Origin of the sequence: Erythrobacter sp. (genome assembly GCF_035194505.1) — a bacterium.
Lineage (GTDB): Bacteria > Pseudomonadota > Alphaproteobacteria > Sphingomonadales > Sphingomonadaceae > Erythrobacter.
Map to the genome: position 1 here is coordinate 1760604 of NZ_CP136573.1, position 11688 is coordinate 1772291.

The window sequence follows — 11688 nt, forward strand, 5'->3', positions numbered from 1 at the left end:
CGCGAGGCCGTGCTCCTTCCCCTGTTTGTTTCCGCGCTCGCCGCCCAGGTGGCGACCGAACCGCAGGTGCGGATCGGCCCGCAGGTGCCGCCCCAGCAGACCCTGCGCCTGCCGCCGCGCGCCGCGCCCGGCACAAAGGCGAAGCCCGCCGAGCCCGAACGCCCGCGCGTGCCGATCGACCTCGGCCCGGATGCGCCGATGGCCGAACCGCCGCAGCAGATAGACATTCTCGCACCCCCGCAGACCTCCGATGCCGCCGATGCGATCGAGCAGAAGGAATGCGCCGACCAGACCGAGCGCGGCGTGGTGCAGGGCGAGATCGTGGTGTGCCGCGAAGTTCCGGCGGACACCTCGCAGATTTACAGCGGCAGTCACGAGGCGTGGCTGAAGGACTATGCCGCGCGCACACAGAACGCGGGCACCCTGCCCCCGCCCGATGTTGCGGGGCCGGGGATCTTCCGCGGTCCGGCGACTGTCAGCGGGCTGTGCTTCATCCCGCCCTGCCCGAAAGACCCGGCGGTGATCGTCGACGTTGCCGCGATTCCCGCCGCCCCCGAGGGATCGGACGCGGAACGCGTGGCCAAGGGCCTCGCGCCGGTTGAAGGCGATGATGCCCCGCTGTCAGACGATTCGCGCCGCCGGGTGGAGGCGGAACTGGGGTTGCCGGAAAAGCCGAAGGTGGCGACGGAGGAATAGCCTAAGACCCGCTCGCCCTGAGCTTGTCGGAAGCGAAGCTGACCCGCAGGGGCAACGGCCGTTCTTCTTCTTCAGCTTGCGCCAAGCTCCAAGAAAGTGCGGCCCTTCGACAGGCTCAGGGCGAACGGATGTTACGGTTAGAGCGGCAGGATCGGAAGCACCAGCGGCGCGCCGGTCAGGCTTTCGGAACCCTCCAGCAGCGCCAGCGCCGCCGCGACGCCCGATTCGGGGCCTTCGTGGGTCACCATCGCCACCATTACCTTGCCCGCATCCGCGCCGCGGCCCTGCTGGATCAGGCTTTCGATCGAGACCGCACCGTCGCGCATCGCGGCGGTGATTTCGGCAAGCACGCCGGGGCGGTCCTTGACCATGAAGCGGATATAGGTGCGCTCGGTGCGGTGGCCGGGTTCGGCGGGCGGGAGCGCGGCCAGTTGCGCGCTGGGGATCGAGAAAGGCGCGCCCACCTCGTCGCGGGCAATGTCGATGAGATCGGCGGCGACGGCGCTCGCGGTCGGCCCGTCGCCTGCGCCCGCGCCCTGGAACAGCAGGCGGCCCGAGAAATTGCCCTCGGCGACCACCGCATTGGTGGGGCCGTCAACCGCGCTCAGCGGGTGGCCCTTGGCGACAAGGCAGGGCCGGACGCGCTGGAGCAGGCGGGGGCCGGCGGGGGTCTCTTCCACGTCTGCCTCGCCGATCAGCCGGATGACAAAACCCAGCGCATCGGCCTGGGCAATGTCGGCTGCGCGCACCTGGGTGATGCCGGAGACGCGCACGCCTTTGAAATCGACCCGCGTGCCGAACCCGATCGCCGCCAGAATCGCGAGCTTGTGCGCCGCGTCCACGCCCTCGATGTCGAAAGCGGGGTCAGCCTCGGCAAAGCCCAGGCGCTGGGCCTCGGCCAGCACATCGGCAAAGTCCGCGCCGGTGCGCTCCATGGTGGAGAGGATGTAATTGCAGGTGCCGTTGAGGATGCCGTAGACCTTGGTGAGCGCGTTGGCGCTGGTGCCTTCGCGCAGGCCTTTGATCACCGGAATCCCGCCCGCCACCGCCGCCTCGAACTTCAGGGCGGCATTATGCGCCTCGGCGGTTTCCGCGAGTTCCAGCCCGTGATGCGCTATCATCGCCTTGTTGGCAGTGACAAGGCCCTTGTCCGCCCCCAGCGCCGCGCGCGACAGGGCCAGCGCCGGGCCGTCCGACCCACCGACCAGTTCCACCACCACGTCCACATCGTCGCGACGGGCGAGCGCGGTCATGTCGTCCTCCCACGCAAAGCGGGCGATATCGACCCCGCGATCCTTGCCGCGATCCCGCGCCGAGACCGCCACCACCTCGATCGGGCGACCGGCGCGCGCGGCGATCAGCGCCCGGTTGGTATCGAGCAGCCGGATGACTCCCGCCCCCACCGTGCCGAGCCCGGCGATAGCAATGCGCAGCGGTGCAGATGCAGTGGTGGTCAAGCGGCCCTCCTCAAGGTTTCGCGACAGGCGCTTACCCGCCCTGCCTGTCCGGTCAAGCCGTCAGGATGCGGGCGCAGCCTCGGTGATCCGCCGCTCGCACGCGCCCAGCGACTGCTTGACGAAGGCATAGTCCCCCGCCGCCAGCCGCCGCGCCGCCGGATCGCGCGCGAGGTTGGCAGTGCTCGGCAATTGCGCGGGCAGAAAGCAGGCGAGGCGGAACCAGCGCAGCGTTTCAGGCGCGGGCGGGCGGGCGGCCGAATCCATGATCTCGCCCCACGAAACACCCCATTGCACCTGCTGGCCCGGTCGGCGCAGGATGGTGAGGGAGACGGGCGAGCGGTCTTCGGTCGCCACGAAGATCTGCGTCTCCGATTCGCCCGCCAGCGTGCCCGGTACCGCCAGCGCATCGCTGATCCCGGTGATCCGCGGCGGCACGTCGGCCCCGTAGAGCTCGGTCAGAATCGGGCGCAGCCGCGCTTCGAGCGCGGGGGTGTAATCGACCTGCGCCTTGGGCGCGACCAGCCACACCTCGCCCGGACGCCCCTGCACCGGATCGGCAAACAGCACGAATTCGCGCTGCTTGAGCTTGGGCACCTTGCCCTTCGCATCCAGCGGCACGTCGACCAGATAGGCAAAGCCCGCGCCCAGCGTGCCGCGCCCGGCGATCAGCGCCACCGTGTTGGCCTCGACATAAAGCCGCGCGAATCCGGGTGCGAGGCCCGGCGCACGCTCGGGCGGGAGCGTGGTCGTCTTGCGAATCTGCGCACGGATCACCAGCGCCGCAGCGTCCGAAAGGCTTGCCAGATCGGCATAAGTTGGCCCGGTTGCAGAGGTTTGCACAGGTACGGCAGGTGCTTGCGCCGCACCCGCCACAGGGGCCAGCGCAGCCCCCGCCATCACCACCGGCAGCAGCGCCAGTCGCTTGAAAAAAGGTTTTAAATTGCCGTTAACCTGTTGCTTCACGTGGGGCCTCGTCTGACCGATTGTTGCGCATTCTCTAGCAGGCGTGATTGCACATTGCGCGCAGTGAATCCGTGATGAACCGATAAAGCGTTTGATTGGGTAGGGGTTGCCCGTTAAAGCCCCGAGGACTGACCGCTTGGGGCTGGGGACACTGCCCGTGCGGTCAGCGAGGTTGTGCTCTGTACGGATTGGCGCTTTTGCGAATCATGTTCAGGGCGTGCCAGTCGGGGATGGACACTTGCGCAAGGTGCATGCACCTGCAGTCCGTTTTCCCGGCGTGGGAGGACCGAAATTCTAGGGATCTGTCCGCCGACGTGCTTGGTCGACGGGCAGGAATTGTGCCGGATGGGTAACGCTGTCCGGCTCGCAATTGGAGAGAAAGCGCTGGATGTCCTACGCTAGCCAACAACAAGGATTGACCGGCACCAAGCTCGTTGCATTGATCATCGCGCTTGCGATCGTCGGTGGCATCGGGGCGGTGATGGTCATCGGCCTTGCGATCAACGCCATCAAGAAAGAGATCGAGCGGGTTACCACCGTCGACATCGAAGAGCCGCCGCCGCCCGAGGAACCGGACGAGCCGCCGCCACCGCAGGAAAACACGGCTCCGCCGCCGCCGGTCGCGCCTCCGCCGCCGATCAGCATCGCGCCGGCTCCGCCGCCGATCCAGACCCAGCCGACGATTCCGCCGCCGTCTCCGCCGGCTCTGCGGATTCCGCCGCCGGCTCCGGTCGGCCCGCCGCCGGCTCCCCCGGCGCCGTCGCAGGCCCGTGGTGCACGCACCAAGAACGAGCGCAGCTGGGCGACCCGCATTCAGGAAAACTATCCGGCCCGCGCCCTGCGCGAAGAAATCGAAGGCACGGTTGGCCTTCGCGTCACCGTTACCCCCGATGGCCGGGCAGCGAATTGTTCGGTTACCGCTTCGAGCGGCTCGGACATCCTCGATGCGGCCGCATGTCAGGGTATGGAGCGTTACGCCCGGTTCGATCCGGCGCTTGACGCGGCCGGTAACCCGACCAACGGCAGCTACTCGACGCGCATCACCTATCGTTTGAACTGACGGATCAATCCGGCCCCGGCCTTGTGGGAAGGCCGGAGCCCCCAGGAACTTTCTTTCAAGAGGACTACTCGCAATGAACCTTTACACCCTTGCCGCCGTTGCCGGCGAAGCGCCCAAGAACCAGTTCGGCTTCATGGAAGCCATGAAGGAAGGCGGCCCGGTTGCCTGGTCGATCCTTACCGTCATGATCATCATGTCGGTCGGCACCTTCTACATCATGTTCACGAAGATCTTCGAGCAGAACAAGATCATGAAGCAGTACAAGACCGTGCAGACCAGCTTCTGGCGCGCGGCGAGCCTCAAGGAAGGCGCTGCCAAGCTCGAGAAGGACGGCGCATGGCGCCAGCTGGCCGACGACGCTGTCAAGGCCCAGGAAGACCACGGCAAGATGACCGACGCGCTCGAATCGCATGACTACATGCACGGTTCGCTCCAGCGTTCGGAAGATTCGATCAACTCGGTGCTCGCAGGCGGCCTGCCGTTCCTCGCGACCGTCGGTGCGACCTCGCCGTTCGTCGGTCTGCTCGGCACCGTGATCGGGATCTACCGCGCGCTGATCAACATCGGCATCGAAGGTTCGGCCTCGATCGACAAGGTCGCCGGCCCGGTCGGTGAAGCGCTGATCATGACCGCCATCGGTCTGCTCGTCGCTGTGCCTGCGGTGCTTGCGTTCAACTGGCTGCAGTCGCGCAACCGTCGCATCAACGAGCTGCTCTCGGGCTTCTCGACCGACATCCTCGCCTACATCAACTCGAACGGCGCCGTGAAGCCGACTCCGGTTGCTGCCGCTCCGGCCAAGCCTGCTGCAAAGCCGGCGAACGCTCCGGCCACCAAGGCCTGATCGCCAATACCGCAAGACGGCGGGAGCCTGCCCTCACCGGCACTCCCGCCGCTTCCCGGCCCAAGCCCTGCCTCGGCAGGGCCACCAGCCGGGGGGTCGCCCCCCAAGGGCGAACACACGCAGTCATTGCTTTGACAAGGTAGGAATTCACAATGGCGATTTCGACGGGAGGCGGGGCAGATACCCCTATGTCCGACATCAACACCACGCCGCTGGTGGACGTGATGCTGGTGCTCCTGATCATCTTCCTCATCGCGGTCCCGGTGGCGATCCAGACGATCGAAAAGCTGAAGATCCCCGTGTTCGTATCGGTTGAATCGAAGAACAAGGTGGAAAACCTCCAGCTGACCGTCAGCACCACCGATGCCGCCGGTCGGAGCGCCGGGGAACCGGGCTTCGAAGGCGCATCGCGTAGCGGGGAATGCCGGGTCTACTTCAACAACATCACTCCGGTGAGCTCGGAAGAACTTTACGATCAGGCGTTCACCCGCCTCGACAATATCGTGAAGGCTGCCGGCGGCGTTGAAGCGATCATGGCCGATCCCGAGAAGATCCCGCAGGTGCACATCCGTGCCGACGTGCAGGCCCCGTGGCGCTGCGTTGCGGGTACGATCTACAACGTTCAGGCCGCCGGCTATCCGACCGTCGGGTTCATCTCGAACCCGGTCGAGCCCGGCATCTGAGCCTGAGGAAGAGGAGTAACTGACATGGGTATGTCCGGAGGAAAACTCGACGGCGAACCTATGATGGACATGAACATGACGCCGCTGATCGACGTTTTGCTCGTTCTGCTGATCATGTTCATCATCACCATCCCGGTGGCGACCCACTCGGTCGACATCGATCTTCCGCAGGGCAACCCGCCGCCGCAGGACATTGTGGTCGATCCGGTCAAGAACAAGCTGGTTCTGACCCAGGCCGACCAGATCCTGTGGAACGGCACCCCGGTGGACTCGGGCCAGCTGGTCACTCTGCTTGCGGAAACCACCCGCATGTCGGTGGAACCGGAACTGCAGTTCGAGCCGGAAGCGCTCGCGAGCTATGATATTGCGGCCAAGGTGCTGCAGATCATCAAGAGCTCGGGCGTGACCAAGTTCGGTTTCGTCGGCAACGAACGCTACCGCAGCTTCGCCAAGTAAGCTGCCTTTGGTACCCGCTTGGGTGCCACATAGGGTGTTCATGAAAGGGCGCTGCGAGCAATCGCGGCGCCCTTTTGCTATGTTGCGCTGCCTCTCGGATGATGAGCGCAAGACCCCCGCTAGCCCCGGTTTGACGTCGTGATGATGGGCAGTTGAGGCGGTTTGGCGGGCGATTTAGGGGGTGTGGAGCAATGTTTCACGTGAAACATTCTCCATCCCCGGCAATGTTTGTGCCTGCGGCACAGCTACGCTTCCACGTGAAACATTCTCAGTCGTCGAACGGCACATCCGGCCGCATCGCCGCAGCGATCAGACCCTCGGCTTCGATCAGCAATTCGTCGTCCACCGCCCCCTGCGGCACAGCCTCGCGCCCGATCATCGTCATGACCGGCACGGCCAACGGCGAGACCCGTTGGAGCTCCACATGCACCAGCTCGCTCTGCGACCGCCCCAGAAGATCCGCGAGCCGGCCCACGTCCGTCATCCGCGCCCGCGCATCGGCCCAGGCGGCCTCGATCAGCACGTGATCGGGCTCGTATTTGCGCAGCACGTCGTAGATCAGATCGGTCGAGAAAGTGACCTGCTTGCCGGTCTTCTTCTGCCCCGGATGCTGGCGCTCGACGAGGCCGGAGATCACCGCCACCTCGCGGAAAGCGCGGCGCAGCAGGTGGCTTTCGGTGACCCACTCCACGAACTCGTCCGTCAGAATATCAGGCGATAGCAGCACCTTGGGGTCCGCCACCGGCTTCAAGCCCCACACCGCGAGGCAGTAATCGTTCGCCACGAACCCGCCGGGCAGCAGCCCGCGATCCTCCATCCGCCGGGTGATCAGCATCCCGAGCGACTGGTTCGCGTTCCACCCCTCGAAGGTGTAATAGGCGGTGTAGTGCTTGCCCCCGTGCGGGAAGCTCTCGACCAGCAGTTCGCCCGGCGCAGGCAGGCGCGAACGGTAGTCCTGCATCTCCAGCCATTCGCGCACATCATCGGGAAAGCGCCCCCAGCCTGCACGGTCGGCCAGCATCGCTTGCACGCGGGTGGAAAGATGCGTGGTGAGCGGCAGTCTGAGGCCGCCATAGGAGGGGATGGTAGCGCTCTTCTTCGCGGCGCGCACCACCACGTCCATGTCCTTCACGCCCTCCACCTCAAGGCTCATGCCCGCAAAGAAGAAGGTGTCCCCCGGCGATAGCTGGGCGGCGAAACGCTCCTCGACCTTGCCGAGGCTGCGGCCGTTCTTGAAGCGCACGGTGAGCATTTCGGAATCGACGATGATCCCGGCATTCATCCGGTGCCGCTGCGCCTGATTGGGATGGGTGAGCCGCCAAACGCCTGATTTATCGCGGACAATCCGCTGGAACCGTTCATAGGCCTTGAGCGCATAACCGCCGTTCGAGACGAACCCCAGCACCCGCGCGAAGGTCTCTGCATCGACCCAGCTATAGGCCAGCGCGCTCCTCACCTCGGCCAGCAGCGCGTCCTCGTGGAACGGCCCCGCACAGGCGCAGGCCATGATGTGCTGGGCCAGCACATCGAGCCCCCCGGGCCGGAAAGCCTCGCCATCGCGCTGCCCTTCGTCGACCGCATCCTTGGCCGCCATGGCTTCGAGAAATTCGAAGCGGTTGCCCGGCACCAGCACCGCACGGCTCGGCACATCGAGGCGGTGCCCGGCCCGCCCGATCCGCTGGAGCAGGCGCGAGCTCCCCTTGGGCGCGCCCATCTGCACCACCAGATCAATATCGCCCCAGTCGATCCCGAGATCGAGGCTCGCGGTACACACCAGCGCGCGCAACTCCCCCCGCGCCATCGCCTCCTCCACCTTGCGGCGCGCCTCGGTGGAGAGGCTGCCATGGTGGATGCCGATGGGCAGGTGATCGGCGTTTTCCTCCCACAGGCACTGGAAGATGAACTCGGCCAGAAACCGCGTGTTGGTGAAGACCAGCGTGGTGCGATTGGCCTTGATCGCCTCGTAAAGCTGCGGGATCGCCCAGCGCCCGGCGTGCCCGCCCCATGGCACCCGCTCCTCCTGCGGCAGAAGGATTTCGACCTCCGGCTCGGCCCCCTCCTCGCCGACCACCAGATCGGCAGCATGGATCTCGCCCGTCCCGCCCGATTGCGGCGCGAGCCATTCCTGAAAGTCGCGGGTGTTGGCAAGCGTCGCCGAGAGCGCCACCCGCTGCGCATCGGGGGCCAGCGCGTTCAGCCGCGCCAGCGACAGCGCCAGCAAGTCGCCGCGCTTGTCGGTGGCGAAGGCGTGGACCTCGTCGATCACGATGCGTTTGAGGCCCGCGAAGAGATCGGCGCTTTCGGGATAGGACAGGAGAAGCGACAGGCTCTCGGGCGTCGTCAGCAGGATATGCGGCGGCCGTTCGCGCTGGCGCTTCTTGCGGTCGGACGGGGTATCACCACTGCGGGTCTCGACCCGGATGGCGAGGCCAATCTCCTCGATGGGCGCAAGCAGGTTGCGCTTCACATCCTGCGCCAGCGCCTTCAGCGGCGAGACGTAGAGGGTGTGGAGGCCGTCCGGCGGCGAGGCGCCTCCGGCAAAGTCGCACAGCGTCGGCAAGAACCCGGCGAGCGTCTTGCCCGCCCCGGTATCGGCCACCAGCAGCGCATGACGGCCCTCGCGCGCCTTCTCCAGCATTTCGAACTGGTGCCGCCGCACCCGCCACCCGCGCTGCGCGAACCACGCGGCAATTGAAGGCGGGAGCTGGTCGGGCGGCGCGGTCACCCTTGCGACATGGCGCGCCGCGCGCCCGACATCAATGCCCGACGCTTTCCCCGCGTTCGAGCCCCGATGCCGCGAGCTGGGCATCGATCTGGGCGAGCAGGCGTTCGAGCCCCGCTTCGCTGTCGCTCTCCGCACGGGCGACCAGCACGTCCTGCGTGTTCGAGGCGCGCAGCAGCCACCAGCCGTCCGCCGTGTTCACCCGCACGCCGTCTGTGGCGTTGACGCTCTCGACCTCCGGCCCCGGGCTGGTGGTGAGACGCTCGGCGATTTCCGCCATGGCGGCGAATTTGCGCGCCTCGTCGACCTGAAAGCGCAGCTCGGGCGTGTTGAGCATCGGCGGGATCGCGGAGCGCAGCTCGGTCACCGACTTGCCCAGCCGCGCCGTCGCCGCCAGCAGCCGGACCCCGGCATAGAGCGCGTCGTCGAAGCCGTAATAGTCATCGGCAAAGAACACGTGGCCGCTCATCTCGCCAGCCAGCGGCGCGCCGGTTTCCTTCATTTTGGATTTGATCAGCGAATGGCCGGTCTTCCACATCAGGGGCTGCCCGCCGAGCTCGGCGACGCGGTCAAACAGCGCGCGGCTGGCCTTCACATCGGCGATGATCGTCGCATTCGGACGGGTTTTGAGCAGATCCTCGGCATAGATCATCAGCAGCTGATCGCCCCAGATCACCCGGCCCGTGCCGTCGATCGCGCCGATCCGGTCACCATCCCCGTCAAAAGCCACTCCGAAATCGAGCTGCTTCTCCGCGACGAGGGCCCGCAAATCGGCGAGATTGGCCTCCACGGTTGGATCAGGATGGTGGTTTGGAAAATGTCCATCGACTTCGGTAAACAGCAGATGATGTTCCCCGGGCAGACGGGCCGCCAGCGCTTCGAGCGCGGGGCCAGCAGCGCCGTTGCCAGCGTCCCAGCCAACCCGCAGCTGTTCGAGCGACTTGGTCTCGCACCCGGCCAGACCCTGGAGGAGGCGCTCGACATACTCGCCCATGATGTCGCGCGTGGTGACTTCGCCATTGCCGGTCGCGAACGCCCCGTCTGCTGCCAGTTTCCCGAGCTTCTGGATATCGGCGCCGAAGAACGGGCGCCCCAGAAATACCATCTTGAAGCCATTGTAATTGGGGGGATTGTGGCTGCCAGTTATCTGAATGCCGCCATCCACCTGTTCGGCTGAAGCCTCGGCGTAATAGAGCATCGGGGTCGGCCCCAGGCCGATCCGCACCACATCGCACCCGCTTGCGGTGAGCCCTTCGACCAACGCGTGCTCCAGCATCGGCGAGCTGACCCGCCCGTCATATCCCACCGCGACAGTCCTGCCGCCCGCCTCGCGCAGCAGCGTGCCGAAGGCACGGCCGATTGCGCGCGCATCCTCCGCACCCAGCGTCTCGCCAATAATCCCGCGAATATCATATTCGCGCAGAACGGTGGGGTGGAACTGGTGTTGCATCACGAAGGCACCTCCTTGTGGCAATGGCTTGCGGACATCGGGCGGGAGCCGGTTGAGCAACGCCCTGTCAAATGACGGCAAGGCGCTGACAATTCACCCTATCCGCCGTTCCCCATGCCAAACGCCTGCTACGCGCCTGTGTCAAGTCCGCGATCCTGCCTAGGCTGGACCCGACATTCAGCCCTGACGGCCTAACTTTGGTCCGATCCACGCAGTCCGGGCAGTTCGGCGAGCAGCAGATCGCGCGCCGCATTGGCTTCCTGCATGGCTGCATTGGTGCCGCCGATATCGGGGTGCACCAGCGCCGTCAGCCGGCGGTGCGCGGCGATGATCTCATCGCGCCCCGCACCTGCCTCGACCCCGAGCAGCTTGCGCGCCCGGAACAGCGCCTGGCTGCGGGTGGAGGCGGGGCGCAGATATTCCCACGGCCACTTGCCCAGCGCCCAGCGGCAGAAGACGCACAGGGCGGCAAGCAGCAGCAGGTATCTCATGCCAGCTCCAACTCGATTTGCGGACGGGCGAATTCGGGCAGGTTCAGCGCCTTCACCAGACTGCGCAATTCCTGCCGCGCCACAAGGTGACTGGTGCCGAGTTCACCCAGATGGCCCTTGTCGAGCAGGGTCAGCCCCGAAGGGAACAGCTCGCGGTAGATCACGCGCTCTGACAGCCCCTGCGTCACCCGGAAGCCGACGCGCTTGGCCATTTCGGTGAGGGCATTGTGCAGACGCGCCTGGTTGCGCGCCTCGACATGGCCGGTGCGGTTGCGCACCACGATCCAGTCCATCTCGGGCCGCTGTTCCTCGATCGTCATCCGGCTGCGCTTCAGCCGCGCTTCCCAGATCAGCTCGGCAAAGAAGGACAGCTTCTTGACCTTGAAGGTCTCGGCATCGACCTGCCCGATGAGATCGAAATCGACGAAACTGTCGTTCATCGGCGTCACCAGCGTATCGGCGTGCTCCACCGCGATGCGGGCGAAGGGATCGTCGCGCCCCGGATTGTCGATGATGAGGAAATCGCAGGTCGCCTCAAGCCGGGTGATCATGGTGATCAGTTCCTCGGGCGTGGTGCCACGGAACACCTCGCACTCGGGCGTGGGCAAGGTCAGGCGGCGCTTCTCCAGCGTGCCGAGGCGGTTTTCGATATAGCGGTGGGTGGTGCGCTGGCGCGGGTCGAGATCGAGGCAGGCCACCCGCGCGCCGAGATAGGCCAGCGCGACCGCCACGTGCACCGCCGTGGTCGATTTGCCGGTGCCGCCCTTCTCGTTGGCGAAAACGATGCGATGGGCCTTGCCGGGGATGCGCCGCGCCGGGGCAGTGCTGGCCATGATGATCGAAAACCTCTTGTTTCACGCTTTTGCCCC

Annotated in this window: 11 protein-coding genes; 5 read left to right on the plus strand and 6 right to left on the minus strand. The window is 66.0% G+C overall.

Features of this window, described 5'->3' with window-relative positions:
* The first annotated feature begins 9 nt into the window (after positions 1-9).
* The gene (locus RSE14_RS08750; protein ID WP_324072807.1) at positions 10-696 is read left to right on the plus strand and encodes a hypothetical protein; all 687 of its coding nucleotides are present in this window, start codon (positions 10-12) and stop codon (positions 694-696) included.
* A gap of 137 nt (positions 697-833) precedes the next feature.
* Here RSE14_RS08750 and RSE14_RS08755 read toward each other — a convergent pair whose 3' ends face one another.
* Together RSE14_RS08755 and RSE14_RS08760 are read right to left on the minus strand one after the other, a co-directional pair.
* Positions 834-2153: a homoserine dehydrogenase gene (locus RSE14_RS08755; RefSeq protein WP_324072809.1), complete on the minus strand. Its 1320-nt coding sequence runs from the start codon at positions 2151-2153 to the stop codon at positions 834-836.
* Positions 2154-2213: 60 nt separating this feature from the next.
* A complete protein-coding gene (locus RSE14_RS08760; RefSeq protein ID WP_324072812.1) occupies positions 2214-3116 on the minus strand; it encodes a hypothetical protein in 903 nt (300 codons plus the stop codon).
* 388 nt (positions 3117-3504) lie between these two features.
* On the opposite strand from RSE14_RS08760, the gene RSE14_RS08765 reads away from it, so the two are divergent.
* The 4 genes from RSE14_RS08765 (at position 3505) to RSE14_RS08780 (ending at position 6156) form a co-directional block, all read left to right on the plus strand.
* On the plus strand, positions 3505-4176 hold the full coding sequence (locus tag RSE14_RS08765; RefSeq protein WP_324072814.1) for an energy transducer TonB: 672 nt from the start codon (positions 3505-3507) through the stop codon (positions 4174-4176).
* 73 nt (positions 4177-4249) lie between these two features.
* Positions 4250-5017, plus strand: a complete 768-nt coding sequence (locus RSE14_RS08770) for a MotA/TolQ/ExbB proton channel family protein (RefSeq protein ID WP_324072815.1) — start codon at positions 4250-4252, stop codon at positions 5015-5017.
* 152 nt (positions 5018-5169) lie between these two features.
* On the plus strand, positions 5170-5700 hold the full coding sequence (locus RSE14_RS08775) for an ExbD/TolR family protein (protein WP_324072817.1): 531 nt from the start codon (positions 5170-5172) through the stop codon (positions 5698-5700).
* A gap of 24 nt (positions 5701-5724) precedes the next feature.
* Positions 5725-6156 carry an ExbD/TolR family protein gene (locus RSE14_RS08780; RefSeq protein ID WP_324072819.1) on the plus strand — a complete coding sequence of 144 codons (432 nt, stop codon included), beginning with the start codon at positions 5725-5727 and terminating at the stop codon, positions 6154-6156.
* 268 nt (positions 6157-6424) lie between these two features.
* Here the strand turns inward: RSE14_RS08780 and RSE14_RS08785 are convergent, their stop codons facing one another.
* The 4 genes from RSE14_RS08785 to RSE14_RS08800 all read right to left on the minus strand — a co-directional run bounded on the left by RSE14_RS08785 (position 6425) and on the right by RSE14_RS08800 (position 11652).
* Positions 6425-8965, minus strand: a complete 2541-nt coding sequence (locus RSE14_RS08785) for a ligase-associated DNA damage response DEXH box helicase (protein WP_416379340.1) — start codon at positions 8963-8965, stop codon at positions 6425-6427.
* Complete coding sequence (gene pgmG / locus RSE14_RS08790; protein WP_324076877.1) at positions 8913-10328, minus strand: phosphoglucomutase/phosphomannomutase PgmG; 1416 nt, start codon at positions 10326-10328, stop codon at positions 8913-8915. The genes RSE14_RS08785 and pgmG overlap by 53 nt, the downstream gene beginning before the upstream one ends.
* A 191-nt stretch (positions 10329-10519) precedes the next feature.
* The gene (locus tag RSE14_RS08795) at positions 10520-10819 is read right to left on the minus strand and encodes a J domain-containing protein (RefSeq protein ID WP_324072825.1); all 300 of its coding nucleotides are present in this window, start codon (positions 10817-10819) and stop codon (positions 10520-10522) included.
* A complete protein-coding gene (locus RSE14_RS08800; RefSeq protein ID WP_324072828.1) occupies positions 10816-11652 on the minus strand; it encodes a division plane positioning ATPase MipZ in 837 nt (278 codons plus the stop codon). The genes RSE14_RS08795 and RSE14_RS08800 overlap by 4 nt, the downstream gene beginning before the upstream one ends.
* Positions 11653-11688: the final 36 nt, after the last annotated feature.